Source organism: Arthrobacter sp. 92 (assembly GCF_050260325.1).
Taxonomy (GTDB): domain Bacteria; phylum Actinomycetota; class Actinomycetes; order Actinomycetales; family Micrococcaceae; genus Arthrobacter.
In genome coordinates, this window is record NZ_CP189863.1 from 1,815,617 (window position 1) to 1,840,245 (window position 24,629).

General features: G+C 66.5%; 24 protein-coding genes and 6 tRNA genes. 12 read left to right on the top strand and 18 right to left on the bottom strand.

Annotated elements, in window-relative coordinates:
- Positions 1-55: 55 nt before the first annotated feature.
- From ACP4XC_RS08280 to ACP4XC_RS08315, 8 genes are all read left to right on the top strand, one after another.
- On the top strand, positions 56-616 hold the full coding sequence (locus tag ACP4XC_RS08280) for a hypothetical protein (RefSeq protein WP_427174426.1): 561 nt from the start codon (positions 56-58) through the stop codon (positions 614-616).
- A 36-nt stretch (positions 617-652) separates the two neighbouring features.
- Complete coding sequence (locus tag ACP4XC_RS08285) at positions 653-871, top strand: hypothetical protein (protein ID WP_427174427.1); 219 nt, start codon at positions 653-655, stop codon at positions 869-871.
- Positions 872-954: 83 nt separating this feature from the next.
- Complete coding sequence (locus ACP4XC_RS08290) at positions 955-1,932, top strand: aldo/keto reductase (protein ID WP_427174428.1); 978 nt, start codon at positions 955-957, stop codon at positions 1,930-1,932.
- Entirely contained in the window at positions 1,932-2,990 is a 1,059-nt protein-coding gene (locus ACP4XC_RS08295; RefSeq protein ID WP_427174429.1) for a nucleoside hydrolase, read from the top strand. The genes ACP4XC_RS08290 and ACP4XC_RS08295 overlap by 1 nt, the downstream gene beginning before the upstream one ends.
- Positions 2,991-3,111: 121 nt before the next feature.
- Positions 3,112-3,948, top strand: coding sequence for an ECF transporter S component (locus ACP4XC_RS08300; RefSeq protein ID WP_427174430.1), 837 nt, complete (start codon positions 3,112-3,114; stop codon positions 3,946-3,948).
- A complete protein-coding gene (locus ACP4XC_RS08305) occupies positions 3,949-4,707 on the top strand; it encodes an energy-coupling factor transporter transmembrane component T (RefSeq protein WP_427174432.1) in 759 nt (252 codons plus the stop codon).
- The gene (locus tag ACP4XC_RS08310; protein ID WP_427174433.1) at positions 4,704-6,254 is read left to right on the top strand and encodes an ABC transporter ATP-binding protein; all 1,551 of its coding nucleotides are present in this window, start codon (positions 4,704-4,706) and stop codon (positions 6,252-6,254) included. The genes ACP4XC_RS08305 and ACP4XC_RS08310 overlap by 4 nt, the downstream gene beginning before the upstream one ends.
- A 58-nt stretch (positions 6,255-6,312) precedes the next feature.
- Positions 6,313-7,269: a hypothetical protein gene (locus ACP4XC_RS08315; protein WP_427174434.1), complete on the top strand. Its 957-nt coding sequence runs from the start codon at positions 6,313-6,315 to the stop codon at positions 7,267-7,269.
- Between the two features lie 77 nt (positions 7,270-7,346).
- On the opposite strand, the gene ACP4XC_RS08320 is transcribed toward ACP4XC_RS08315, so the two are convergent.
- The 9 genes from ACP4XC_RS08320 to ACP4XC_RS08360 form a co-directional block, all read right to left on the bottom strand.
- A complete protein-coding gene (locus tag ACP4XC_RS08320) occupies positions 7,347-9,530 on the bottom strand; it encodes a 3-hydroxyacyl-CoA dehydrogenase NAD-binding domain-containing protein (protein ID WP_427174435.1) in 2,184 nt (727 codons plus the stop codon).
- Positions 9,527-10,849, bottom strand: a complete 1,323-nt coding sequence (locus ACP4XC_RS08325) for a thiolase family protein (protein ID WP_427174436.1) — start codon at positions 10,847-10,849, stop codon at positions 9,527-9,529. The genes ACP4XC_RS08320 and ACP4XC_RS08325 overlap by 4 nt, the downstream gene beginning before the upstream one ends.
- 157 nt (positions 10,850-11,006) lie before the next feature.
- Complete coding sequence (locus ACP4XC_RS08330; protein WP_427174437.1) at positions 11,007-12,347, bottom strand: HRDC domain-containing protein; 1,341 nt, start codon at positions 12,345-12,347, stop codon at positions 11,007-11,009.
- Between the two features lie 57 nt (positions 12,348-12,404).
- Entirely contained in the window at positions 12,405-13,055 is a 651-nt protein-coding gene (locus ACP4XC_RS08335) for a DUF3000 domain-containing protein (RefSeq protein ID WP_427174439.1), read from the bottom strand.
- A gap of 61 nt (positions 13,056-13,116) precedes the next feature.
- Positions 13,117-14,205 (bottom strand): threonine aldolase family protein, encoded by a 1,089-nt coding sequence (locus ACP4XC_RS08340; RefSeq protein WP_427175056.1) that lies wholly within the window; start codon positions 14,203-14,205, stop codon positions 13,117-13,119.
- 69 nt (positions 14,206-14,274) lie between these two features.
- A complete protein-coding gene (locus ACP4XC_RS08345) occupies positions 14,275-14,997 on the bottom strand; it encodes an SDR family oxidoreductase (protein ID WP_427174441.1) in 723 nt (240 codons plus the stop codon).
- A complete protein-coding gene (locus ACP4XC_RS08350) occupies positions 14,994-16,406 on the bottom strand; it encodes a DUF6421 family protein (RefSeq protein ID WP_427174442.1) in 1,413 nt (470 codons plus the stop codon). The genes ACP4XC_RS08345 and ACP4XC_RS08350 overlap by 4 nt, the downstream gene beginning before the upstream one ends.
- Positions 16,407-16,566: 160 nt before the next feature.
- A complete protein-coding gene (gene msrB / locus ACP4XC_RS08355) occupies positions 16,567-17,097 on the bottom strand; it encodes a peptide-methionine (R)-S-oxide reductase MsrB (protein WP_427174443.1) in 531 nt (176 codons plus the stop codon).
- A gap of 14 nt (positions 17,098-17,111) precedes the next feature.
- Complete coding sequence (locus ACP4XC_RS08360) at positions 17,112-17,603, bottom strand: hypothetical protein (protein ID WP_427174445.1); 492 nt, start codon at positions 17,601-17,603, stop codon at positions 17,112-17,114.
- 321 nt (positions 17,604-17,924) lie between these two features.
- Between ACP4XC_RS08360 and ACP4XC_RS08365 the strand changes: the two genes are divergently transcribed.
- On the top strand, positions 17,925-19,148 hold the full coding sequence (locus tag ACP4XC_RS08365; RefSeq protein ID WP_427175057.1) for an alpha/beta hydrolase family protein: 1,224 nt from the start codon (positions 17,925-17,927) through the stop codon (positions 19,146-19,148).
- Here ACP4XC_RS08365 and ybaK read toward each other — a convergent pair.
- From ybaK to ACP4XC_RS08380, 3 genes are all read right to left on the bottom strand, one after another.
- Complete coding sequence (ybaK, locus tag ACP4XC_RS08370; protein ID WP_427174446.1) at positions 19,145-19,642, bottom strand: Cys-tRNA(Pro) deacylase; 498 nt, start codon at positions 19,640-19,642, stop codon at positions 19,145-19,147. The two genes, ACP4XC_RS08365 and ybaK, sit on opposite strands and share 4 nt — an antisense overlap.
- Before the next feature lie 26 nt (positions 19,643-19,668).
- Entirely contained in the window at positions 19,669-20,130 is a 462-nt protein-coding gene (locus tag ACP4XC_RS08375) for a SufE family protein (RefSeq protein ID WP_427174447.1), read from the bottom strand.
- Between the two features lie 76 nt (positions 20,131-20,206).
- The gene (locus tag ACP4XC_RS08380; protein WP_427174448.1) at positions 20,207-21,124 is read right to left on the bottom strand and encodes a sulfurtransferase; all 918 of its coding nucleotides are present in this window, start codon (positions 21,122-21,124) and stop codon (positions 20,207-20,209) included.
- Positions 21,125-21,342: 218 nt separating this feature from the next.
- Here ACP4XC_RS08380 and zapE point away from each other — a divergent pair, with 218 nt between their 5' ends.
- On the top strand, positions 21,343-22,380 hold the full coding sequence (gene zapE / locus ACP4XC_RS08385; RefSeq protein WP_427175058.1) for a cell division protein ZapE: 1,038 nt from the start codon (positions 21,343-21,345) through the stop codon (positions 22,378-22,380).
- Positions 22,381-22,467: 87 nt separating this feature from the next.
- Here zapE and ACP4XC_RS08390 read toward each other — a convergent pair whose 3' ends face one another.
- From ACP4XC_RS08390 to ACP4XC_RS08415, 6 genes are all read right to left on the bottom strand, one after another.
- Positions 22,468-22,755: an antitoxin gene (locus ACP4XC_RS08390; RefSeq protein ID WP_427174449.1), complete on the bottom strand. Its 288-nt coding sequence runs from the start codon at positions 22,753-22,755 to the stop codon at positions 22,468-22,470.
- A gap of 169 nt (positions 22,756-22,924) precedes the next feature.
- Positions 22,925-22,999: transfer RNA gene (locus ACP4XC_RS08395), tRNA-Val, on the bottom strand.
- 53 nt (positions 23,000-23,052) lie between these two features.
- Positions 23,053-23,125 (bottom strand) — tRNA-Gly (locus ACP4XC_RS08400).
- A gap of 56 nt (positions 23,126-23,181) precedes the next feature.
- A tRNA-Val gene (locus tag ACP4XC_RS08405) sits at positions 23,182-23,256 on the bottom strand.
- A 39-nt stretch (positions 23,257-23,295) separates the two neighbouring features.
- A tRNA-Cys gene (locus ACP4XC_RS08410) sits at positions 23,296-23,366 on the bottom strand.
- Positions 23,367-23,412: 46 nt separating this feature from the next.
- A tRNA-Gly gene (locus tag ACP4XC_RS08415) sits at positions 23,413-23,485 on the bottom strand.
- A 297-nt stretch (positions 23,486-23,782) separates the two neighbouring features.
- Between ACP4XC_RS08415 and ACP4XC_RS08420 the strand changes: the two genes are divergently transcribed.
- Positions 23,783-23,854, top strand: a tRNA-Val gene (locus tag ACP4XC_RS08420).
- A 242-nt stretch (positions 23,855-24,096) separates the two neighbouring features.
- On the top strand, positions 24,097-24,519 hold the full coding sequence (locus ACP4XC_RS08425) for a hypothetical protein (RefSeq protein ID WP_427174450.1): 423 nt from the start codon (positions 24,097-24,099) through the stop codon (positions 24,517-24,519).
- Positions 24,520-24,629 lie beyond the last annotated feature (110 nt).

Genomic DNA, 24,629 nt, shown 5'->3' on the forward strand with positions numbered 1-24,629 from the left:
CACAGCAGGCACCGTTCGGCGGCATGGCCGCCGGACAGTCCAGGAAAGGACGGGCATGAGCGGAATAATCCGTGTGTACAAGCGCGACGACGAAGGAACCCTGCTGTTCAGGGAGGCCTGGTTTGATGAGGACTACAGCCAGTTCGTGATGAATCACGGCGTGGTGGGCCACCAGAGCAAGACAGACGAGACGGACGTGCCCGATGTGGACGCCGCCGAGAGTCTCATGGACGCATTCGCCGTTCAGTGCGCCGAGGACGGCTACGCGGAGATTCCCGAAGAGGAGCAGCACTGGGTGGTTGCCCAGTACGCGCTGAAAACCAGGGAAGGCACCGACCGGGACCGCTATCTGGAAGAGAAAGCAAAGGACGCGCTGATCAGCCATCTGGCCTGGCGCGGCCTCGGCATCGTTGACCGCTCGGAGTTTGGGGATGCCAAGCTCAACATCTTCTGCCTCTGCCCGGACGTCAACAAGGCTGTCAACGCCATCAAGATCTGCATTCGAGGCGAAGACCTGGACTTTACCAAGCTGAGCATAGGCTCGGCGCCGTTCGGGGATTTGCAGGCACTTCGGCTAAAGCACTCGCCGAAACCGGCCTCTGCCTTTACCCTCTAAGAGGGGGGCACGCTACTTCTCTGGGAGGCATCTGCCATGACGTCAAAGACCGTTCGACCCGGCCACACGCCCATTCCGCACGGAATCGCGGCACCCGCACGCAGGGCCATGGCCCACGCGGGGCTTGAAACCCTGGAACAGGTGGTCCAATTTGGTCAACGGGAGTTGTCGAAGCTGCATGGAATGGGAGTGAGGACCATGGCGCAATTGATGGAGGCCATGGACGAGCACGGTCTCCAGTTCCCGGCCACCTGACGGGCAGGAGCACCGCCGACGGGGCGCGGCGACGGAGCGCCGCCCCCGCCATTACCCGGCCTCCGTCGTTATAGGCTGAATTCATGACTGAATACCGCCGCCTCGGAAAATCCGGATTGACCGTCTCTGTTGTGGGCCTCGGCTGCAACAACCTTGGCCGTGCCGGCACGGCGACGGAATCGCAGGAGGGCACCGACGCCGTCGTCCATGCTGCCCTGGAGGCGGGCGTGACCCTCTTCGACGTGGCGGACACCTATGGCCGGGAACCTGGGCTCAGCGAAACCATGCTGGGCAAAGCGCTGGGCACCCGACGTGCGGATGCCATCGTGGCAACCAAATTCGGCATGGACATGCGCGGAGCCAACGGCAACGATTTCGGTGCACGCGGGTCCCGCCGGTACATCGTTCAAGCGGCCGAAGCCTCGCTCCGGAGGCTCGGCACCGACTGGATCGACCTTTACCAGTTCCACACCCCGGACCCCCTCACACCCATCGATGAAACCCTGGCGGCCCTGGACGAGCTCGTGACCAGCGGCAAGGTTCGCTACATCGGGCACTCCAACCGGGCCGGCTGGCAGATCGCCGAGGCGGAATTCGTGGCCCGCCAACGCGGCGGCTCGCGCTTTATCTCCACGCAGAACCACTACAACCTGCTGGACCGGCGGGCCGAACTCGAGGTCACCCCCGCGGCCGAGGCCTACGGGCTGGGAGTGCTGCCCTATTTCCCGCTGGCCAACGGGCTCCTGACCGGCAAGTACTCCAAGGACACCGCCCCCGAGGGATCCCGGCTCAGCCACACCCGCACCAACCTGGTGCACGACGCCGACTGGGATCAGCTCGGCAGGTTCAGCGCATTCGCCGCCGAACGGAACCTCAGCGAAATCCAGGTGGCATTCTCCTGGCTGGCGGCCCAGCCGTCCGTCGGCAGCGTGATCGCCGGGGCCACCAGGCCCGAACAGGTCCGCCAGAATGCCGCAGCAGTGGCCTGGGTTCCCACGGCCGATGATCTCGCCGAGCTCGATGACATCTTCCCCCGGACACCCAAGGTTGCCCTGTTCTAATGCACTCGGTCCTGATGGACGTCGACACCGGGATCGACGACGCGCTGGCTCTCGTTTACCTCCTGTCCCGGCCCGAGGTCCGGCTCCAGGCCATCACCTGCACGGCCGGAAACGTGGGCGCCCGGCAGGTGGCGCTGAACAACCTTGCCCTGCTGGAACTGTGCGGCCGGCAAGGGGTGGAAGTGGCCATCGGCGCGGAAACGCCGTTGGAAATCCCGCTGGTTACCACCGAGGAAACGCACGGGCCGCAGGGGATCGGCTATGCGGAGCTACCGCAGCCGGCCCAAGGGATCTCGCCCCGGCACGCGGTCGACGTCTGGGTGGACGAGGTCCGGACCCACCCGGGGGAGATCACCGGACTGATCACCGGTCCGCTGACCAACTTCGCCTTGGCTCTTCGCCGCGAACCCCGGCTGCCCCGGCTGCTGAAGGGGCTGGTTATTATGGGCGGAAGTTTCTATTACCAGGGCAACACCACGCCCACGGCGGAATGGAACACCTCGGTGGACCCTCACGCTGCCAAGGAGGTCTTCGCGGCCTACCGCGGGCTTCCTGAGGACAAGCTGCCCATCGTGTGCGCGCTGGAAACCACGGAGCGGATCGAAATGCGGCCGGAGCACCTGCGCCGCCTGGGTGAAGCCGCCGGCACCCCCGAGCCCGAACTGGTGTTGCCGGAACAGCCCGAGGGGCTCCGCAGCGCGTCCAGCAATCCCTTGGTGGCCTGCCTGTCCGATGCCGTCCGGTTTTACATGGAGTTCCACCGCCTCTATGACCAGGGGTACGTGGCGCATGTGCACGATGCCTTTGCGGCCTGCGCCGCCATCGGACGCACGCCGTTCAGCACCCGGCTCGCCACAGTCGACGTCGAAACCGACTCCCCGCTGCTCGTGGGCACCACGGTGGCTGATTTCCGCGGACTGTGGGGGCTGCCCGCCAACGCCAGGATCGTCTCCGACAACAACCCCGACCAGTGTTTTGACGAGCTCATTGCCTCAATCGGGGCCCTGGCCCGCAGGCTGGGCGTCCCGCAGAAGGGCCAGATCGGAACCAGCCCGTGACGGTCACCGCGGAGTGTTCCTCGGCACCACAGCCGATCGCTAGGATAGTAGCTGCGCCGAGGTGACATAGGCGCCTGTTTTGCTGCACCCGGCAGGCACCTCACAGCCAAAGGAACACCCCATGTCACAGTCATCACTCACCCTCCCCGCTTCAGGCGCCGGCTCCGGCGGGACGGTAAGCCGCGGCCGCCGTCTGCTCGAGATTGCCGGCGCAGCGGCGATCGCCGCCACCTATGTCTTCCTCGTCCTCACCCAGCCGGCCGACCTGGCGAACGGGCTGACAAGCTTCTCGGCCCTCGTGGCCCTGGGCGGATTCCTCATCGGGGCAGCACTGCTCGTCGTCGCTGTCCTGCCGGTGCTGCCCACCTCCACCCTGGTCCTTGTGCCGGTGGCTATCGTCCTGAACGTTGTGCTGGGCCAGCTGATGGGCAGCAGCGGGCTGCCCTTCTACATTGACTCGATCGGGACCGTCCTGATCGCCGTGCTGGCCGGCCCTGCGGCGGGCGCCGCCACCGGTGCGCTCAGCAGCATCATCTGGTCCTTCTTCAACCCCACCGTCCTGCCTTTCGCCGCCGGGGCCGCCCTCATCGGCTTCCTCGCCGGTCTGGCCGCACGCGGCGGCCTGTTCCGCCGTTTCTACCTCGCCCCGATCGCCGGCTTCGTCACCGGCATCCTGGCCGGGGTGGTCTCCGCCCCGATCGCCGCGTTCGTCTTTGGCGGCACCGCGGGCCTTGGCACGGGCGCGATCGTCAGCGCCTTCCGCGCCATGGGGGACACGCTCCTGGCCGCCATTACCAAGCAGGCCCTCATCTCGGACCCGATGGACAAGGCGATCGTCTTCACGGTGGCCGCGCTGCTGGTTTACGCGCTTCCTCGCCGCACCACCTTCCAGTTCCCCTTCGTCCGCCGGTTCCGCGTGCTCGCCGGCAAAGCGCCGGGAACACCGAAACCTGAGTAGATGTCCCCGCGCCTCCACCCCCTCACGGCACTCACAGCCGCTGCCTGCACCGCAGTACTGACGACGGCGGCTGCCAGTTGGCCGCTGTCCATCGTGGTGGTCCTGGCCACGGGCGTGCTGGCCGTGCGGAGCGGAGTGGCAGGGCGGGTGCTGCCTGCCGCAGCGGTGATCCTGGCTCCATGGTGTCTCTCGCTACTGGTGCTGCACGGGCTCTTTTTTCCGGAAGGCCACACCGTCCTGGCCCAGTGGGGGCCGGCCCGGGTGACCACCGAAGGGCTCGGCTTCGCCTTGGACCTCGCATCGCGTACGGCCGCGTGTGTGCTGGTCCTGCTGCTTTTTTCGTTCACTGTCAGCGTCCCTGATCTCATTGCCGCGCTGACCTTAAGAAGGGTCCCGCCGCAATTCGGGTTCATCCTCGCCTCCACCCTGACCCTCGTGCCGGCGATGGCCGGCAGGCTGGACCGGATTCGCCAGGCGCAGGAAGCCCGGGGACTGGTGCTCGGTGGCGGCATGCTCTCACGGCTGGCTGCGGTCCGGCTCCAAATGGTTCCCCTGGTCCTGGGACTGATCGAGGACGCGGGCGCCCGGGCCCAGGCCCTCGATGCCCGCGGGTTCGGGGGGCCCGGACCGCGCAGCAGCTACCGTACGGTGGATGACCCGCCCGCCCAGCGGCTCTTCCGGGCACTCGCACTGCTGCTGGCGTTCTGCGCCGTGGCGCTTCGGCTGGCATTCTCGTGGCCTGCCGCGGGGCCCGGGTGAGCGCTACGACAGGGGCGGCGCTCCTCGCCCGGATCGAAAGCTTCACGTTCCACGGCGATAACCGGCCAGTGCTGCGGGACATTGACTTTTCGGCCACGCCCGGCACCCTGACAGCCGTCCTGGGCGGCTCCGGCAGCGGCAAGACCACGCTGGGCAAACTGCTGGCCGGCTGGCTTCGCGCCGGCCACGCGGGGCGCCTCCTCGGCAGCCTGGAGCTTGGCGGGGAATTGCTTGAATTCCGCGGCGGGGCGGACGATCCCCGGATCAATCCCGCTGCCTGGTCGCGCAGCGTGGGTTTCGTCCCGCAGGACGCCGCTGCCATGCTCTCTTCCGTGAGCTCCACGGTGGCGGAGGAGCTCGCCTTCGGCTTGGAGAACCGGGGCATGCCACAGGCGCAGATGCGCCGCGAAGTGGCCCGGGCAGCCGCAGTGACCGGACTGGTCCGGCTGCTGGAGCGCGATCCCGCCACGCTTTCCGGCGGCGAACTGCGGCGGCTGGCGGTGGGCTGCGCCGTCATCACGGAGCCGGAAATCCTGGTCCTTGACGAACCCTTGGCGTCCCTGGATGCCGCCGGAGCAGTCCAGATGGACGGGCTCATCCAGGGGCTGCTCGACGCCGGCACTGCCGTTGTGGTCCTGAGCCAGAGCGCGGACCGGCTCGCCGGCAGGGCCGCGCAGTGGGTCATCCTCGAGAGCCGGTCCGGTGCCGGTACGGTGGCGGCCAGCGGGCCGCCGTCCCGGTTGGCCGGCTCGGCGTGGCTGGAGCGGGCCGGTGTGGTCGTCCCTGACGAAACCGGGCTTCCCGACCGCTCTGGACCCAACATCTCGCGGCGAACCGGACCGGGCCCGCGTCCCGGACCGGGCGTAGCGGCCGTGCCCCTTGAACTGAGAGGCGTCGTCTTTGGCTACGACCCGGGCAGACGCGGGCGGGAGGAACCGGGGGAGCAGGTGCTCCGCGGGCTGGACTTGATGGTGCGGTCCGGGGAGATTGTCGCCATCACCGGTCCGAACGGAGCCGGCAAATCAACCCTCCTGCGGCAGTTCAACGGCCTGCTCCGTCCGTCATCGGGGGCCGTCCTGGTGGGCGGGGCCAACATTGCCGGCGTTCCGACCGGCCGGGTCGCCGCCTCGGTGGGCCTGCTCTTCCAGCACCCGCGGGATCAGCTGTTCGAACGGACAGCACTGAGGGAAGTGCACTTCGGACTCCGAGAACTTTTTGGAGCGGAAGAAGGGGAGCGGCGCGCGCACGAGGCGCTGGCCGCCGTCGGGCTGGCCGGTGCTGCCGGCCAGCACCCGCTGGAGCTCGCCGCCTCACACCAGCGGCTGCTTGCCCTGGCCACGGTCCTGGCCCGCGAACCGGACGTCCTGGCCCTGGACGAGCCAACCGTGGGGCTGGACCGGCACGGACTCGAGCGTCTGCGGAAGGCCAACGACAGCGTCACCGCGCGGGGCGCCGCAGTGGTTATGGTGACGCACGACCACGGCTACGCACGGGCCAACGCTCACCGGATTCTCGAACTCGACGGCGGGAGCCTGCGGGAGATCTGATGGGAACGGGAGGCTTGTGACCCTACCGGACCGCCGGCCGGTCCCCGAGCATTGGGGCATGACCACCGAACCAGACACCGCCACGGCCGCGATGTCCGGTGCGCCGGCCGTCCTGAAGACGTCGTCCTCGATATGGCTGGTTCTCGGGGTAGCCGGCACTGTCTGGGCGCTTATGGGGCTGCTCATTGTCCTGGCCTTCGGCGGGATGGTGCCGCCGCAGACCTACCTCCCAGCCCTGGCGCTTTACGCGGCCGGTGAGGCGGTGTTTGTGGCGGGGTCTGCGTTGTCCGTGCTTCTGAGACGGGGTTCGCGACTGGCGCGGCTTGTCTTGTCGGCGTATGCCGTGATCATTCCGGCGTTCTTCTACGTCCGTGGCGGTCCGTCGGCCGGCGACATGCCATGGCAGGCGTTACTGCTGTCGCCCGTCGGTGCGGTCGTTGCCGCAGCGGTCGCCGCCACAGTGTTCATGTGGCTGCCGCCAGCCAACGCCTATGTCGCCCGCGGTGGTGCGCAGAGATTAGGGTCGCCAGCCGCTTCGGAGCTGCCGCCGCAAACTGTCGTGGCATCGGTGTGGATCCTGGTCGTCGCCGGCGCTCTTGCCGCTCTGCAGGCTTTGCTGGGGCTGGCATTGCTTGCGGGAACTATTGGTTCGGGAGGAAACGCCACTCCGGCGCTGGTGCTTTGGCTGACTCTCGCCTTGGTGGCGGCGGCCGACCTCGCCTGCGCCAGGGCGGTCCAGCGGGGAAAGCCAGCCGTCCGGCCGGTTGTCACCGTCATCCCGTTGGCGGGACTCGTCCTCGTCGTGCTGGCTACGCTCGGCGGCTATTCGTCGATATCCTCTGAGAGCCCGGCGGCCGCAGGGGGGGTGCTGTCGATGCTCTTGCTGACCGTCTTGTCCGAGGGGCTGCCGCTCATCGGCGGGATGGTTCCTGCAGTACTCGTTTGGCTTCCCGCCGCCGGGCGTTACTTCCACCGCGGCGCCGAGGTTCTCCCGGCCGACGCCATTGGATCCTGACACGGCGCCGCCGCCCCTGCAGCGGATGTGCAGTGCGGACGGCGGCGGCGCCTCCGCGCTGACGTGGAAACCGGGGGTCAGCCCGCCGCGGGCGCGGAGGCCACACCCGGGGCCAGGAATTTCCTGCCGTTGACCCGCTCCGAGGCGCCCACCCGGTCCAGGTACGGGGTGATGCCGCCCAGGAACATCGGCCAGCCCGCCCCAAGGATCATGCAGAGATCGATGTCCTCCGGGCCGGCCACCACGCCTTCCTCGAGCATGAGCCCGATTTCTTCCGCCAGGGCGTCCTGCGTGCGGCGCAGGACCTCGTCCGCGGTGGAGGGTGTGGTGCCGAAGGACATGAGCGCCAGGGTCCCGGCCGGAATGAAGGGCTTGCCGTCCGGACCCGGTACCGGCGTGCCGTTCTCCGCCGCCCAGATGGACTTCACGCCGTTATCGATGAGCTTCTGCAGGTTTTCGGAGACCCTGAAGCGGTCCCCGAAGGCCGCGTGCAGCGATTCCTGGACGTGCTGGGCCACGGGCAGCCCCACCATGGCGCCGAGCACAAAGGGCGTCATGGGCAGCCCCATCGGCCGCAGCGCGTTGTCCGCCACCTCGGCCGGGGTGCCCTCGTCGAAGGCGGCCGTCACTTCGCCCATGAGGCGCAGCAGGATCCGGTTCACGACGAACGCTGCGGCATCCTTGACCAGCACCGCGGACTTCCTGAGGCCCTTGGCGAGCTCGAACGCGGTGGCGAGGACGGCGTCGTCGGTCTTCGGGGCGCGGACGATTTCCAGCAGCGGCATCACCGCGACCGGGTTGAAGAAGTGGAACCCGACCAGCCGCTCCGGGTGCTCCAAGTCCTCGGCCATCGCCGTGACGGACAACGAGGAGGTGTTGGTGGCCAGGATGCACTCGGGCGAGACGATCGCCTCGACCTCCTTGAAGACCTGCTTCTTGACGTTGAGCTCCTCGAAGACGGCCTCGATCACGAAGTCGGCGTCGGCGAACACCTCCTTGGAGACAGAGCCGCTCACGAGCGCCTTGGTGCGGTTGGCGGCGTCGGCGCTGATCCGCTTCTTGGCCAGGAGCTTGTCCACCTCGGCGTGGACGTAGCCGACACCCTTGTCCACGCGGGCCTGGTCGATGTCCGTCATGACCACGGGAACCTTGAGCTGACGGGCGAAGAGGAGTGCCAGCTGGCTGGCCATCAGGCCGGCGCCGACGACGCCGACCTTGCCCACCGGGCGAGCGAGCTTGCGGTCCGGGGCTCCAGCGGGCCGCTTGGACCGCTTCTGCACGAGGTCCAGGAAGGCGTACACGGTGGAGCGGAACTCGTCGGTCTGCATGAGGTCCGCCAGCGTTTCGCACTCAAGCCGGGCGGACTGGGTCTGGGTCATGGTCCGGTTGGCCTCCATGACTTCCAGGACCTTGGCCGGGGCGGGGGAGGCGTTGGAGGTCTTGGCCTCGACGAAGGCCCGGGCCTTGGCGACGGCTGCGGCCCAGCGTGCGGCCACGTCCGGGTCGGCGGGGTCGACTGCGTTGGCCCGCTGCGGCCTCACCTCACCAGCGATAACCTTCGCAGCCCAGCCGATGGACTGTTCCACGAAATCCGCGGGCTCGAACATGGCATCGGCCACGCCGAGATCGTAAGCCTGCGGGCCGCTGAGCGTGCGGTTGTTGCTGAGCGGGTTTTCGATCATGACCTTGAGCGCATTCTCCGGGCCGATGAGTCGCGGCAGGATGTACACGCCGCCCCAGCCGGGGATAAGGCCGATGAAAGCCTCGGGCAACGCCAGCGCGCCGGCCCCGGTGGAGACCGTCCGGTAGGTGGACTGCAGGGCGATCTCCAGGCCCCCGCCCAGGGCAAGGCCGTTGATGAAGGCGAAGCTCGGCACGCCGAGGTCGGCCAGGGTGGCGTAGACCTCATGGCCCAGCTGGGCCATCCACAGCCCCTGCTCGCGGCCGCTGACCGACTTGACCGTGGACAGGTCCGCGCCGGCCACAAGGAAGTACGGCTTGCCGGTGACGCCGACGCCGGCAATCTCGCCGCGTGCGGCCCGCTCCTTCAGTTCCTCCAGGACCGTGCCGAGTTCCACCAGGGTGTTCGGCCCGAGGGTGGTGGGCTTGGAGTGGTCCAGTCCGTTGTCCAGGGTGACGAGCGCGAACACCCCCGGGCTCTTGCCGCCCACGGCGGGCAGGGCGATGTCCTGGACGTAGGAGTGGGTGAGGGTCTCGTTCGGGAAGAGGTCGGCCAACTTGCGGAAATCTGCGGCGCTCATGCTTCGGCTCCAGTCTCGGGGGCGGCGGATGTGGTGGTGTGGGTAGCGATGCTGTGGGCGGCGTCTGTCTCAACGGCCGTGCCGTAGCCGGCGTGGTGCGGGTTTTCCCAGATCACCGTGGCGCCCATGCCCAGGCCGATGCACATGGTGGTCATCCCGTAGCGAACCGAGGGATCTTCCTCAAACTGCCGGGCCAGCTGGTTCATGAGCCGGACCCCGGAGGAGGCCAGCGGGTGCCCGACGGCGATCGCGCCGCCGTAACGGTTGACCCGGGGGTCGTCGTCGGCGATCCCGAAGTGGTCCAGGAAGCTGAGCACCTGGACGGCGAAAGCTTCGTTGATCTCGAAGAGTCCGATGTCCTCGATGCCGAGCCCGGCGTTCCTCAGGGCCTTCTCGGTGGCCGGGACCGGCCCGATGCCCATGACGTCGGGCTCGACGCCGGCGAACGCGTACGTGACCAGGCGCATCTTAACTGGCAGGCCGAGTTCGTTGGCGGCGTCGGCGGAGGCGAGCAGGGCGGCGGTGGCTCCGTCGTTGAGTCCGGCCGCGTTCCCGGCGGTGACCCGTCCGTGGGCCCGGAACGGGGTTTTGAGTGTGGCGAGATCCGCCAGGGAGGTGCCGGGGCGCGGCGGCTCGTCCACGGTGTTGACCGTCCAGCCCTGGCCCGGTTTCATGGTGGCCACGGACACCAGGTCCGGCTGGATCTGTTCCCTGCCGTAGGCCGCGGCCAGTTTCTCCTGCGAGGCAACGGCGTAGGCGTCGGCGCGCGCCTTGGTGATGGCGGGGAAGCGGTCGTGCAGGTTCTCGGCGGTGTTGCCCATGTTCAGGGCGGCCGGGTCAACGATCCGCTCGGACATAAAGCGCGGGTTCGGGTCCGCGCCGGCGCCCATCGGGTGGTTTCCCATGTGCTCCACGCCGCCGGCGATCACGACGTCGTAGGCGCCGAAGCCGATCCCGCTGGCGGTAGTGGTCACGGCGGTCATGGCCCCGGCGCACATACGGTCGATGGCGAAGCCGGGCACGGTCCGGGGAAGTCCGGCCAGGAGCGCGGCGGTGCGGCCGATGGTGAGGCCTTGATCGCCGGTTTGCGTGGTGGCCGCGATGGCCACCTCGTCGATCCGGCCGGCGGGAAGGGACGGGTTGCGCCGCATCAGCTCGCGGATGCACTTGACCACGAGGTCGTCAGCCCGTGTTCCGGCGTAGATGCCCTTCTCGCCCGCGCGGCCGAACGGGGTGCGGACACCGTCAACGAAGACGACGTCGCGCACCGTGCGGGGATTCGCGCTGCTGGTTCTTCCGCTGTTCGGGTGTTGGCTCACGTGTTACTCCTCATTGAGACATAGATGCCGGATGCGGGCCAGCGGGCGCGGCGGCCAAAGGCACGAACTATCCGGGCGGCATTGATCTCATGTTACTCGTGAGTAACTTAGCTGGCAAGGACGCAATGCTCGTGCCCTCGCACGGTGAGGAACGGTGCTAGGCGCCAACCGCCGGGGCCGCCTTGGCCGCCTTCGGTTCTTTGGGGGGCAGGGGCTGGGGATTCAGGAACGCCGCCGTGATCAGAGGAGCCGTAAGCTCGATCTGCCAGGGCCGGGCGCCAAGCTCGCTGAGTTCTTCAGACACGCCTTCCTCGGTGAGTTCCTCCGGCGGCCGCCAAGCCACGCGTCGCAGGAAATCGGGCGTCAGGAGATTCTCCAGCGGAAGATTCAGTTCGTCGGCCTTCTGCTGCAGCAGGGGCCGGGCGGTGGCGAGCCTGGCAGCCGCCTCGGGATCCCTGTCCGCCCAGACCCTCGGCGGTGGGGGCGCATTGGTGGGCAGGTGCAGCGGCGGCAGCTCCTCCATGGCCCTGGCCGTGGCGATGCAGCGCAACCAGCGGGGTGCCTCGCGTTGGGCGGCACGTCCATGGAATCCCTTGGTGGCCAGCAGTTGGGGAACAGTGGACGGCATGGCCTTGGCCGCTGCCACGAGGGAGGAATCAGGGATCAGCCGGCCGGGTGCCACATCCCGCTTCCGCGCCAGTGAATCACGTTCCAGCCACATCTCCCGAACGGCTGCCAGTTGACGGCGGTCCCTGATTTGGTGGAGCCCTGAGGTCTTCCGCCACGGATCCACCCGCGGCGGAGCCACTCCGGCGGCCAGGATCGCGGCGAACTCCTGTTCGGCGTATTCAAGCTTGCCGTCGCCTTGAAGCAGTTCAATGAGTTCCTCGCGCAGTTCCGTCAGGACCTCGACGTCCAGTGCCGCGTACCGCAGCCAGGGTTCGGGCAGCGGCCGCGTGGACCAGTCGGCGGCGGAGTGCTCCTTGGCAAGGCCGAATCCGAGCAGTTGTTCAATGACCGCGGCGAGACCAACCCTCGGCAGGCCCGCAAGCCTCGCGGCAAGCTCGGTGTCAAAGAGCTTGTCGGGCCACATTCCAAGCTCCGACAGGCACGGGAGGTCCTGGCTGGCCGCATGCAGGATCCATTCGACGCCCTGCAGCGCATCGTTGATGATCCCGAGGTCCCCAAAGGGTTCCGGATCGATCAACCAGGTGCCGGCGCCCTCGCGGCGGATCTGGACGAGGAACGCCCGTTGGCCGTACCGGAAGCCCGAGGCCCGTTCCGCGTCCACTCCCGCCGGACCGGTTCCGGCGGCGATGGCTGCGGCGCACCGCTCCAGTCCTGCCGGAGTTTCGATAACAAGGGGCACTCCGTCGCGAGGGGAATCGAGGTCGATCACCTCGGGCACCAGGCTGTCAAAGCCTTCCACCGTGATGTGGGGGGTAAGGTCAGCAGCCGGGACGCCGGCTGTGGTGTGTTCCGGATTTTGAGGGGTCATGATGCCTTCAGTTTACCGACAAGGCGCTGGAGGGCGTTTTTGCCGTGGGCCGCATAGTCAGTTCCGCCGCCGGCGGGGCAAGGGCGACACGCCCTCGGGCAGCGGGGGAAGGCCCGCGAACGTGCAGACCATATCCGACCACGCCTCCAGGTGCGGGCGGATGTCGGGGCTGGCCGGAGTCCAGGAAGCCCGCAGCTCGATGTCGATTGTCCCTGGCCTGTCAGCCAGCGTGCCGAAGCTTTCCGAGAGCACCCGGGTGGCGGTGCCGCCGGCCGCGCGGTAGGGCGCCCGATGGTTTTCCAGTGCCTCCACGAGCCAGGTCCAGGCCACGGAGCCGAGCATTTCGTCGTTGCCCATCTCCGGCTCGAGTTGGGCCCGGATGTAGGTCACCACCCGAAATTCGCCGTCCCACACCGCGGAGCCGTTCGGGTCGTAGAGCAGGATGAAACGGCCGGTGGCCAATTCCTCGTCGTCTTCGGTCCGGCTGCCTTTGGCCCGGACCAAGGCCGCGGAGACCGGGCCGTGGACGGCTGCGGGGCCAGGCGCCGGAGCCGGGCCGATGACTTCGGCGCCAAGGGCTACGGCGTAGGGTGCAAGCCTGGACGGCGCCGGGATCTCGTCCAGGTGCAGCTCACTGCGGCACCGTGCTTCTCGGAGGGTCCCCAGGGCGGCAAGGAAATCCGCGGGGACCTGGGCAAGTGCGTTCACCTACGCAGGTTACGCATGATTTGCCGCCGATCCACGCAGGCTCGCCGCCCTGGATGCGGGCTCAACCGGCACTCAACTCCCGTTTGATGGCGGCGATGAAGGTGTCCACGTCGTCCTCGCTGGTGTCGAAGGAGCACATCCAGCGGACCTCGCCGGCTGCCTCGTTCCAGTCGTAGAACCGGAAGGTTTTCCGGAGACGGTCGGCGACCCCGGCGGGCAGGATCGCGAAGACGCCGTTGGACTCGGTCTTCTGGGTGAGTTCGACGCCGGGGATGGACTCCACGCCGGCGCGCAGCCGGGCGGCCATCGCGTTGGCGTGCGAGGCCGAGCGGAGCCAGAGATCGCCTTCGAGCAGCGCGATGAACTGGGCGGACATGAACCGCATCTTGGAGGCCAGCTGCATGTTCATCTTGCGCAGGTAGATCAGGCCGTGGGCGGCGTCCGGGTTCAGGGCCACCACCACTTCGCCGAAGAGCAGGCCGTTTTTCGTCCCTCCGAAGGAGAGGATGTCCACACCGGCGTCGCGGGTGAAGGCGCGCAACGGCACCCCCAGGTGGGCCGCGGCGTTGGCCAGCCGGGCGCCGTCCATGTGGAGCTTCATGCCCTTGGAATGGACATGTTCGGCAATGGCCCTGACTTCGTCGGGAGTGTAGCAGGTGCCCAGTTCGGTGGTCTGGGTAATGGAGACGGCCAACGGCTGGGCGCGGTGCTCGTCACCCCAGCCCCAGGCCTCCTTGTCAATCAGTTCGGGAGTGAGCTTCCCGTCCGGTGCGTGCACTTGGAGCAGCTTGATCCCGCCGATACGTTCGGGGGCGCCGTTCTCGTCCATATTGATGTGCGCCGTGGAGGCACAGACCACTGCGCCCCAGCGGGGGAGCAGTGACTGCAGCGAGAGAACGTTGGCGCCCGTGCCGTTGAAGACCGGGAAACATTCAATGCCGCTCCCGAAGTGCTGCTCCATGAGCACCTGGAGCCGGGCTGTGTAGTCGTCCTCGCCGTAGGACACCTGATGTCCCTCGTTGGCCGCGGCCAACGCCGCCAGCACCTCGGGATGGACTCCGGAATAGTTGTCGGAGGCAAAACCGCGGACGGAGGGGTCATGGAGCCGCGCGGGGGTGCCGGCAGGGGCAGTTTCAACTGTGGTTGTCATCGCTTTGGTCACGCTTTCAGTCTAGGGAGGTCCGGCGTCGAATGCCTGTTCAATGGGGGTGGGGCAGCGTCACGGCGTCAGCAGGATCCGTTGTCCGTTCAGCTCGGCCGCGGGCGTGCTGAAGAGCCGCACGACCGCCGCGCCCAGTTCATCCACGTCGGTGTAGCCCGGAAACTTCCGTTCAGGCGCCGCTTGCCGCATGCCGGCATCCACCAGCGCCTTGACCACAAGGACGACGGCGGCGCTGGAGCCATCGGGGTTCTCCGCCTGCCCGGACCTGAAACCCTGGGCAACGGCCATGGTCCAGGCCTCCGCCGCCGCCTTGGCGGCGGCGTAGCTTGCAATTCCGGCGGCCGGGGCGCTGACGGCCGTGGAGGACACCATGGCAAAGCGTCCGGTCTTCGATGCCGCGAGCTCGTCGTAGAACACGCGGGTCACGTTCCGGAGCGTCGTGATGGCGTTCCGTTCGAGGAACGCCCAGTCCTCGTCGCTCTGGTCCGTAATGCCTTTCGCCCCCCGCCAACCGCCCACGAGATGAATCACCCCGTCGATCCTTCCTGCGGTTTCGAGCAGTGTCCCGCGGAGCTCCCTGACTTCGGGAAGGCTGGCAAGATCACAGGTCAGCGCGGTGACGCCGCCGCCTGCCGCAGCGGCCGCAGCCGCGATCCGGGCGCTGTCCGAGCCCACCGTGAAGACGTTGAAGCCAGCCTCACGAAGGGCACGGGCAACCGCAATTCCCGAGGGGCCGCTTCCTCCGGTGATCAGGACATTGAGGTTCTGCCGGGCGGTCATCCGGCAGTCATTGCCTGCGGGGCCAATGCGCCTTCGGGAAGGTCGGAATCGGAGGACCCCGTGATCCCGGCCGTCGACTCGATGACCGGACGCATCTTCTTCTCCAGTGCCTCGTAGAACATGGACAGTGGGAATTCGTCGTTAAGCACCTGATCGGTGAGGCCCCGCGGCGGTCCGTCCAGCGGCAGGGCTTCAGGGCCCTTTGCCCAGACCGATGCCGGGTTGGGGGTAACGGTGCCGGCGATGAGCTGGTAGGCGGCCAGCCAGTGGGCGGTCTTGGGGCGGTCGATGGAGCGCCAGTACAGCTCCTCGATCCTGGCGCCGAGTTCCATCACGACGCCGGCGGCCTCGTCCCAGTCGATGGTGAGACGGCTGTCGGTCCAGTGGAGCACCCTGTGCTGGTGCATCCAGGCGAAGAGAAGCTGACCGCCCAATCCGTCGTAGTTGCGGACCCTGCTGCCCGTGATGGCGAAGCGGAAGATCCGGTCGAAGATAACGGCGTACTGGACCAGTTTGGCGTGCCGGCGCGCGTCCGGTGACGCTTCGTGGTCCTTTTCGATCCGCACGGATTCGCGGAAGGCCGCAAGGTCGCAGCGGAGTTCCTCCAGCGAATACAGGAAGAACGGCATGCGCTGTTTGATCATGAACGGATCGAACGGCAGGTCTCCGCGCATGTGGGTGCGGTCATGGATCAGGTCCCACATCACGAAGGTTGCCTGCGTCAGTTCCTGGTCGTCCAGCAACGCAGCCGCCTCCTCCGGCAGCTCCAGGGAGGTGATCTCTGCCGCCGCGCGGACCACTCGGCGGAAACGGGCTGCTTCGCGATCGGCAAAAATGGCGCCCCAGGTGAAGGTCGGGGTTTCGCGGACCGCAACGGTCTCGGGGAATAGCACGGCGGAATTGGTGTTGTAGCCGGCGGTGAAATCCACGAATCGGATGGGGACAAACAGTTTGTTCGAGTAATCGCCCTCTTCCAGCTCCGCTATGAACTCAGGCCAGATCACCTCGATGAGCACCGCCTCCACGAGCCGGCTGCTGCTGCCGTTCTGGGTGTACATCGGAAAGACCACCAGATGCTGTAGCCCGTTCTCGCGGCGGGCCTGCGGCTGGAAGGCGAGAAGGGAGTCCAGGAAATCGGGCACGCCAAAGCCGCCGGCCTGCCACTTCCCAAAATCAGTGACCAATAGTTCCAGGTAACGGGCGTCGTGCGGAAAGGCGGGTGCCAGCTCCACTATCGAATCCTTGATGCTGGCCGCGTGGACTCCGGCGGCCGCGTGGTCCGCCGGGTCGGGCACAGAACCGTCCTGCACCTGGAGAGCCTGCAGTGCCGTGGCGGCAGCCTTGAGCCGCAGCCACGCCGGGGTGCTGGAGGTGATGGAGGCCGGTGCGGTGAGGGGAGAAGTGGTCATCGTCGGTGATCGCCTTTCTGTTGCTTGAAGCTTTTACCGTGAGCGTAGCAAGCAATCAGTGGCTCTTATGCAAAAACCCCTCGAGCATAAGAAAGTCTTGGTCAACGGTCAGGTGCCATGGGCCCCAGGTATAGCGGCAAAGGGTCTGGCGGGTGGCGACTTACTCCGCCACGGTGCCGGTGGAGGGCGATCCGTCGGCCTGCTCGGGTTTGGACACGAGCCTCAGGGACACCGAGTTGATGCAGAAACGCTGGTCGGTGGGTGTCCCATAGCCTTCACCCTCGAACACGTGGCCCAGGTGGGAGTCGCAGGTGGCGCAGCGGACCTCGACTCGGTCCATGCCCAGGGTCCTGTCGTGGATGTAGCGGACGGTTCCCTCGGCCAAAGGGGCCCAGAAGGACGGCCACCCGCAATGGGAGTCAAATTTCTCGTTGCTCGTGAACAGTTCCGCCCCGCAGGCCCGGCACTGGTACACCCCGGCGGTGTGCGAGTCCCAGTATTCGCCCGTGTAAGGACGCTCGGTGCCCGCCTGCCGCAGTACCCGATACTCTTCCGGAGTCAGTTCCTGGCGCCACTGCTCATCCGTCTTCCCGGCGGCCGCCCCTTCAGGTGCCGACACCGCGGTGACGGCACCTACCACCGATGACGATGCCGCGGACGTGTTTTCCGACCTCTTGCTGAAGATACTCATGCCTGAAGTAACGCTCAGGAGTCCCCGATAAATCCCGAACCGGCGTACAAATGCAGGACAGGAAGCCCCAACTGGTCCTGAGCCTTGTTGGCCCAGTCCGTGTGGAAGGTGTCGGCGATCGCATGCGGCCGGGTCACCACAACAGCCTGGCCGGCTCCCACTTCCTTGACCTTGGACACGAGTCCTCGGACAGCATCGCCGTCCACCACCTCGCCGGTGACTCCGGCCCCCAGGCCAGCGAGTGTATTGAGCGAAATGGACAACGTTTCGGCGGCGGCCGCCCGCTCCGACGCCGGATCCGGCGCACGGGTGGTCAGTTCGCGAAAGGCCTTGGCGACGTCGAGCATGGAGAGGTTTTCGAGGAAATCCACCAGCAGGTGACGTTCGGTGTTGGCCGGCACCAGCACCACGAGGGGCGTATCACCTCCGTCCACCAGACGTTCGATGTTGACGCGGTCGTCCGCACCCAGCGGCTCTTCTGTGAGAATGACGATTGGATCGCTCATGCCCCCAGCCTAGACCCGGGGGGCTCTCCCTGCATGGATTTGGGCGTCCGGGCCGCCGGAAGGCCACTGGAGCCTCCTGGCGCCCCTGCGGCGGACGCCGCGGTGGACTCGGGTCGCGCCGCGGAACGCCCCGAGTATGTGCAGGCGCCCGGCAGCAGTAAGAATGGTTCCATGGCAACCTCTCCGCGGCTGCGCCCGGCCACGTACCCCCACCGCTCCCTGGCCGTGACCGACGGACATGTGCCGAGCGGACATGCGGCCGCCGGCCTGGCTGCCCGCGGTCCGGGCGGCGCTGAAAGCGCCCTCACCCCGGAGGGCCGTATGTCCTTGAGCGCCAAGTGGGCTCTTGGCGGGGTCATTGCCGGCAGCGCGGCCGCAGGGCTGCTCGGAGCCGGTTCCTCGGCATTGGCCCTTTACTTCGCCCGCCGGGTGATCACCCCCGCCAAGGGGAGGGAAGAGGACCAGGAGGTTCTCGCCGTTATCCGCGAAGGACGTGGGCTGCAGATCATCCTTGCCGCCACCGCCGACGCCACGGTGGACGGCGTCTATGGATTGTTCTTCGACGGCGGCCGCGGACATGCGCGGATAGGCAGGATCCTGTCCTACTCGCCGGCCGAACGGACGGTGCTGCGGGAAGTGGAGGCCGTGTACAGCGGCGACATCGCAACCGCCCGCCGCGGCTGGTGGAGCGGGGCCGTCTACCCCGATCCGGCCGCCATCGGGGTGCCGGCCGAGGAAGTCCAGATCGAAGTGGAGGGCGGATCCGCCCCGGCCTGGCTGGTGCGCGCGGAACCTGCCACGGGAATCTGGGCGATCATGGTGCACGGCCGCGGGGCCAGCCGGCAGGAGTGCCTTCGCGCGGTGCGCCCGGCCAGGGACCTGGGCCTCACAAGCCTGGTGATCTCCTACCGCAACGACGGGCTGGCGCCGTCGGCGCCGGACGGGCGCTATGGACTTGGTTCCACGGAGTGGCGCGACGTCGACGCCGCCATTGCGTTTGCCCTGGCCAACGGTGCCACGGAGGTGGTGCTGTTCGGCTGGTCGATGGGCGGCGCGATCTGCCTGCAGACGGCGGATCTCTCCCGGTACCACCACCTGATCCGGGCCATGGTGCTGGACGCGCCCGTGGTGGACTGGGTCAATGTCCTGGCCCACCACGCGCAGCTGAACCGGATCCCGTCCGCCGTTGGGCGTTATGGCCAGTTGATGATGAGCCACCCGCTCGGCCGCCGGTTAACCGGACTTGCCGCCCCGGTGGACCTCAAGTCCATGGACTGGGTGTCCCGGGCGGTGGAGCTCCGGACGCCGACTTTGATTCTGCACAGCGTGGACGACGAATACGTTCCCTACGGCCCGTCCGCAAGCATTGCCGAGAAGAACCCCGAAATGGTGACGTTTGAGGCCTTTCAGGGCGCCCGGCACACCAAGGAGTGGAACGTGCATCCTGAGCGCTGGGAGGCCCTGGTGGGTGCGTGGCTGCGGCAGCAACTCGCTCCGCGCAACAATCCCGGGGCGGCACCGGCCCATGCTGCCGGGGGATCCTAGCGTCCGCCGGTTCCGATCCGGGCGGTGACGGCTCCGGTCAAACGGACCAGCTCAGCCGGGCTTAGCTCGATGTCCAGCCCGCGCCGGCCGCCGGATACCAGAATGGTTTCCTGAACCAAGGCGGAGTCATCGAGCACAGTGGGGGAGGGCTGGCGTTGCCCCAAGGGTGAGATGCCACCGAGAACGTATCCCGTCCGGCGCTCGGCAGCGGCCGGTTCGGCCATTACGGCTCTCTTCCCGCCAAGGGCCGCCGCGATGGCTTTCAAATCCAGGTTGCCGCTCACTGGGACCACGCCCACTGCGGGGCGCCCATCGACGTCGACCATCAGGGTCTTGAAAACCTTGGCGGGGTCAATGCCTAGTTCCTGGACGGCCTCCATGCCGTAGCTGGCGGCGGAGGGACTGTGGGCGTACGGGTGCAACACAAAGGGAACGCCGGCCGCAGCCAAGGCTGCTGTGGCCGGCGTTCCCTGCGACGCCTGTTTGCGGGCCATGGGCTGCTAGTCCGGGTGGTCCGTTGCTAGGACAGCGGCACGCCGGTGGCGGCCACTTTGCGTTTGATCCGGCCCAGCATTGCGGTCATGCCGCGCATGCGAAGGGGCGTGATAGCGCGGGTGAGCCCCAGGAGCTCGGGCATGTCGTCGGGAACGGCCATGATCTGGGCAGCAGTCAGGCCGTCAAGACCCTCATGGAGGACGCCGGCGAAACCGCGGGTGGTGGGTGCTTCCGGTGGAGCCTTGAAGTACAGCCGCACGGTGTCCGGAGCGCCGTCGTCGTTCTTTTCCGTTTCAATGGTCAGGAACAACGGCGACTGGCACTCGACCACCTGCTCGAGGAGCTCCGGGTGGTCGCGCAAGTGCTCCGGGAGGTCCGGGAGCTCGCGTGAGAACTCCAGCAGCAGCTGCAGCCGCTCAGGTTCCGTCAGGGCCTGGAAGTCATCAACAATTTCCGCCAGTGCGGCGGGAAGGGCAAGGTTAGTCATCAGTTCCAGCTTACGCAGTTTTTGACAGAGGAGTGCACCGCGGCGGCTCCGGACACCGGGACGATATTGCGGCTGCCTATTTCGACGCCGGTACGGTGCCACGTTCGGCGCCCTTGGCGATGGGCACGCGGACCGCATTGCCCCACTCGGTCCAGGAACCGTCGTAGTTCCGGACCGTTTCGAAGCCCAGCAGGTACTTGAGGGCGAACCAGGTGTGACTGGAACGTTCGCCGATGCGGCAGTACGCCACGACGTCGTCGCCGGGCTTGAGGCCCGCCTCGCCGAGGTAGAGCGCCTCCAGCTCCTCACGGTTGCGGTAGGTGCCGTCCTCAGCGGCGGCACGGGCCCACGGGACGGAGGCCGCAGTGGGAATGTGGCCGCCGCGCAGCGCGCCCTCTTCCGGATAGGCGGGCATGTGTGTCCGCTGGCCGGTGTACTCCTCGGGGGAGCGGACATCGATCAGGGGCTTGCCGAAGTGCGCCAGAACGTCGTCCTTGAAGGCCCGGATGGGGGCGTCATTACGTTCCACCACGGGGTAATTGCCGGACGCCGGGGTGCTGGCCTCGGTGGTGAGCGGGCGCCCTTCGGCAACCCACTTGTCGCGACCGCCGTCGAGGAGCCTGACGTCTTCGTGGCCGAACAGGCTGAAGACCCACAGGGCATACGCGGCCCACCAATTGGACTTGTCGCCGTAGATCACCACGGTGCTGTCCCGCGAGATTCCCTTGGCCGCGGCCAGCGCGGCGAAGGCAGGGCCGTCGATGTAGTCGCGGGTGACCTGGTCGTTCAGCTCGGTGTGCCAGTCGATCTTGACGGCGCCGGGAATGTGGCCGGTCTCGTAGAGCAGCACATCTTCGTCCGATTCCACCACCACCAGCTTGCCTTCGTTGAGTGCGCCACCCTCAAGGGCCGCGGCCAGCCACTCGGTGGATACGAGGCGCTCCGGGTGGGCGTAGGCGGCGAACTTCTCGTTTTGTTCAATCGGGTAGGACACGGTGATGGCCTTTCGCTGAATCTGTCAGGGGCCCGGGCCATGGACATGGTGCAGCGGCAGCCGGGCCTTCTCCAACACTAACCACGGGCCGGCATGTTTGCGTCCCTGCATTCACAGAGCGAAATATGGCCTTCATCACGTGGATCCCTCCGCTCACGGGAGCATCCGGCATTGCCGGTATTCTTTTTGGGGAGAAGAAACCAGCAGAACGGACCATTTTGGTACAGATTGAGCAGCTTGCCGCGCGTACGCCGGCAGTTTCCGTGGATGAACTCCTTAATGGTTTTTATCCGTCACCACGGTTCGGAAAGGTTTCATTCGCAAGTTACCGGCCAGACCCCAAACAGCCGAGCCAGGCCGGCGCTGTGACGGCGCTTGAGTCCTTCGCCGCCGGCGTGGGCAATGGCGATGGCGCAGGCCTGTTCAAGAGGCTGTTCGCCAAGAAGGACAACTCCCGCGCCGGGATCTACCTGGACGGGGGCTTCGGCGTTGGCAAGACCCACCTCCTGGCCTCGCTCTGGCATGCCGCCCCGGGCCCGAAGGCGTTCGGCACGTTCGTGGAGTACACCAACCTCGTGGGAGCGTTGTCGTTCCGCAAAACCGTGGAGGCGCTGAGCAGCTACAAGCTGGTCTGCATCGACGAGTTCGAGCTCGATGATCCGGGCGACACGGTCCTGATGTCCCGGCTGATGCGTGAACTGGCCGACGCCGGAGTAAAGCTGGCCGCCACGTCGAACACCCTGCCCGGATCACTCGGCGACGGACGATTCGCCGCAGTGGACTTCCAACGCGAAATCCAGGTGCTGGCGGACCAGTTCGACGTGGTCCGAATCGACGGCGAGGACTTCCGGCACCGCGGACTGCCAGCCGCGCCCGCCCCGCTCCGGAACGCGGACCTGACTCACCATATGCAGGCCGAGTTCGATGGCAAGACCGTGGCCAGGGATGATTTCAAGACCCTTATCGCCCACCTCGAAGGCGTCCACCCGAGCCGCTACCGGCAGCTCCTGGATGGCATCGAGGCAGTCGTCTGGCGCGACGTCGAAACGATCAACGAACAGGCCGTGGCCCTGCGCTTCGTGGTGCTGGCCGACCGCCTGTACGACAAGGATGTTCCCATCCTGGCGAGCGGGGTGCCGTTCGACCAGCTCTTCACGGAAGAGATGATGACCGGCGGGTACATGAAGAAGTATTTCCGTGCTGTGTCCCGATTGACGGCGCTGGCACGCGAGGGCCAGAACCACGAGCCGTCCTAGGCATTCCCCAGGCCACGGCGTTTCTTAAACGCCAAAGGTGCCGGCGCCGCCTCTCGGCGGGACCGGCACCTCGCTGACGTACCTGGGTTAGAGGCCCTGCTGCCGGGGCTGCCCGGCCACAGGAGGCTCGGCGGCGACAGGAGGCTCACCGGCGACGTGGGGTGCTTCGGTTGCCGGAACCGTTCCCGGCTGCGGGTCAACCTTGTCCACGAGGCCGGCAGCGCCCTGCTGGACGGAATCGATCGTGTCGGCGTACTTGCCGCCGGTCCTGGAATCGATGAAGTCACCGGCCTTGCCGATGCCGTCCTTGATGGCTTGTTCGTTGCCACCAATCAGTTGCTGAGCCTTGCCCTTCAGATCGTCAAGAATTCCCACGGGCACCTCCCTTCGGTCGCGGAGCCAGATCGCTCCTCCGCCTGTGATCCTATCCGCAGACTCCGAAGGTGCCAAGGGAGGCCAGGGGCGGTGTCGAGGGGCTTTGGCCCCATGGGCGGAAGAGCGCCCGCGACGCGGCAACAAAAAAGCAGCTCCGAAGAGCTGCCGATGGTGGGCGATACTGGGATCGAACCAGTGACCTCTTCCGTGTCAGGGAAGCGCGCTACCGCTGCGCCAATCGCCCGCGACCGGAAGAATCCGGTATGCCGATGTATTGCTTGTTTAACGAAACAAGAGAGCGGACGACGAGATTCGAACTCGCGACATCCACCTTGGCAAGGTGGTGCTCTACCAGCTGAGCTACGTCCGCACATGAGGTCCAATCCGGTTTCCCGGACGTTCAACAACAAGCAAGTTGCCTTGCTCTGGTGGGCGATACTGGGATCGAACCAGTGACCTCTTCCGTGTCAGGGAAGCGCGCTACCGCTGCGCCAATCGCCCAATGCCATCCGGAATGAACCGGAACCAGGGTTTTCACCGAGGTGGGTACGGGATTCGAACCCGTGTATACGGCTTTGCAGGCCGCTGCCTCGCCTCTCGGCCAACCCACCGTGTAAGCAGGATTCCGAAGAACCTTTGCTGTGACAGTGTCCTGCGAGCGGACGACGAGATTCGAACTCGCGACATCCACCTTGGCAAGGTGGTGCTCTACCAGCTGAGCTACGTCCGCAGTGTTGTGCTGCATTTCCGTGCCGCATTCGGCATTTCCTCGCGTTCCAACGAGTAAGAACTCTATAGGAGGTTCGGGGAATCCACAAATCGGGCCGTCGAGTGGCCGGCCCAAGGGGCCTGCTTCCTTGAGTTCTAGGCCTTTTTCCGAATTACAGCCATGTAATTCGGCAGGGCAGGCGTGGGGACGCTGCCGGTGGACCGTCTCGTGTTCTGCCTGTCCGTCTTCCCACTTGCCGGACTTCCGGAACGCCGATTTCTAAAATCGTCCAGGGTGGGCTAGCATTCAATGTCGTTAGGGCGATTGGCGCAGTGGTAGCGCGCTTCGTTCACACCGAAGAGGTCACTGGTTCGAACCCAGTATCGCCCACTAACAAAACCGCAGGTCAGAAGCCGTTTTTTGAAGGTTTGATCTGGGTCGTGCAACTTACGTGCGATAGAGTCTGTCGTCTGGGGAGTGCCACCCGTACGACCTGCAATTCCTTCACTGAACTCAAGTTGCTATCAAGTGCGGGATCATGGCCACTCGGGATAGCTGAGTCCGCGCAGCGATGTCTGAGACACGCCAGACAGTGAGCCCTGCTTTCCGAGGCCAGGTGTGAAACTAGGCGCATGACAACCACTGAGTACGTGCCATTCAAGATCACCGGAGTCATCACCGCGGCGGTGGGCTCACCAGTCAACGATGGAATGCCCGGATCTGCTCTTTATCCGGTGCCGTTTGCATTTTCTCGCGCGCTCAGCGACTTCGAGCAGAAAGCCATCGTCGCTATCTGGGATAACCCGCCCTCGTACTCGAACATGCACCGGTCAGGCATCGCCCGGTGTTATAGCGACAAAATGGTCTTGGCCCGGACCACCATTGAGGAAGTCCGCGATTACCATCAGCGGACGCTAGAGGCTGTCGTAGCCAAGGTAAACGAACTGTCCGAGGCGCAGCATCGTAGTGATGCTCAGGCTGAGGTCGACGAGCAGGTACGCGAAGCCACCCACCACCAAAAAGTCAAGGACATAGCCAAGGATCTGAGGTTCTAGGTCCGGGTGCAACTACGCTATCCATGGCCGTCTTTCTGGCCTGGAGCCAGCCAGTATGCAAAAAGAAAGGCCCCCACGCGAGTCGGGCGGACTCAAGCAGTGGGGGCTTT

Excerpts from the sequence above, each read along its gene's own strand:
- ACP4XC_RS08280 (WP_427174426.1), top strand. The coding sequence starts at position 56 with ATGAGCGGAATAATCCGTGTGTACAAGCGCGACGACGAAGGAACCCTG.
- ACP4XC_RS08285 (WP_427174427.1), top strand. The coding sequence starts at position 653 with ATGACGTCAAAGACCGTTCGACCCGGCCACACGCCCATTCCGCACGGA.
- ACP4XC_RS08290 (WP_427174428.1), top strand. The coding sequence starts at position 955 with ATGACTGAATACCGCCGCCTCGGAAAATCCGGATTGACCGTCTCTGTT.
- ACP4XC_RS08295 (WP_427174429.1), top strand. The coding sequence starts at position 1,932 with ATGCACTCGGTCCTGATGGACGTCGACACCGGGATCGACGACGCGCTG.
- ACP4XC_RS08300 (WP_427174430.1), top strand. The coding sequence starts at position 3,112 with ATGTCACAGTCATCACTCACCCTCCCCGCTTCAGGCGCCGGCTCCGGC.
- ACP4XC_RS08305 (WP_427174432.1), top strand. The coding sequence starts at position 3,949 with ATGTCCCCGCGCCTCCACCCCCTCACGGCACTCACAGCCGCTGCCTGC.
- ACP4XC_RS08315 (WP_427174434.1), top strand. The coding sequence starts at position 6,313 with ATGACCACCGAACCAGACACCGCCACGGCCGCGATGTCCGGTGCGCCG.
- ACP4XC_RS08320 (WP_427174435.1), bottom strand. The coding sequence starts at position 9,530 with ATGAGCGCCGCAGATTTCCGCAAGTTGGCCGACCTCTTCCCGAACGAG.
- ACP4XC_RS08330 (WP_427174437.1), bottom strand. The coding sequence starts at position 12,347 with ATGACCCCTCAAAATCCGGAACACACCACAGCCGGCGTCCCGGCTGCT.
- ACP4XC_RS08340 (WP_427175056.1), bottom strand. The coding sequence starts at position 14,205 with ATGACAACCACAGTTGAAACTGCCCCTGCCGGCACCCCCGCGCGGCTC.
- ACP4XC_RS08345 (WP_427174441.1), bottom strand. The coding sequence starts at position 14,997 with ATGACCGCCCGGCAGAACCTCAATGTCCTGATCACCGGAGGAAGCGGC.
- ACP4XC_RS08350 (WP_427174442.1), bottom strand. The coding sequence starts at position 16,406 with ATGACCACTTCTCCCCTCACCGCACCGGCCTCCATCACCTCCAGCACC.
- msrB (WP_427174443.1), bottom strand. The coding sequence starts at position 17,097 with ATGAGTATCTTCAGCAAGAGGTCGGAAAACACGTCCGCGGCATCGTCA.
- ACP4XC_RS08360 (WP_427174445.1), bottom strand. The coding sequence starts at position 17,603 with ATGAGCGATCCAATCGTCATTCTCACAGAAGAGCCGCTGGGTGCGGAC.
- ACP4XC_RS08365 (WP_427175057.1), top strand. The coding sequence starts at position 17,925 with ATGTCCTTGAGCGCCAAGTGGGCTCTTGGCGGGGTCATTGCCGGCAGC.
- ybaK (WP_427174446.1), bottom strand. The coding sequence starts at position 19,642 with ATGGCCCGCAAACAGGCGTCGCAGGGAACGCCGGCCACAGCAGCCTTG.
- ACP4XC_RS08375 (WP_427174447.1), bottom strand. The coding sequence starts at position 20,130 with ATGACTAACCTTGCCCTTCCCGCCGCACTGGCGGAAATTGTTGATGAC.
- ACP4XC_RS08425 (WP_427174450.1), top strand. The coding sequence starts at position 24,097 with ATGACAACCACTGAGTACGTGCCATTCAAGATCACCGGAGTCATCACC.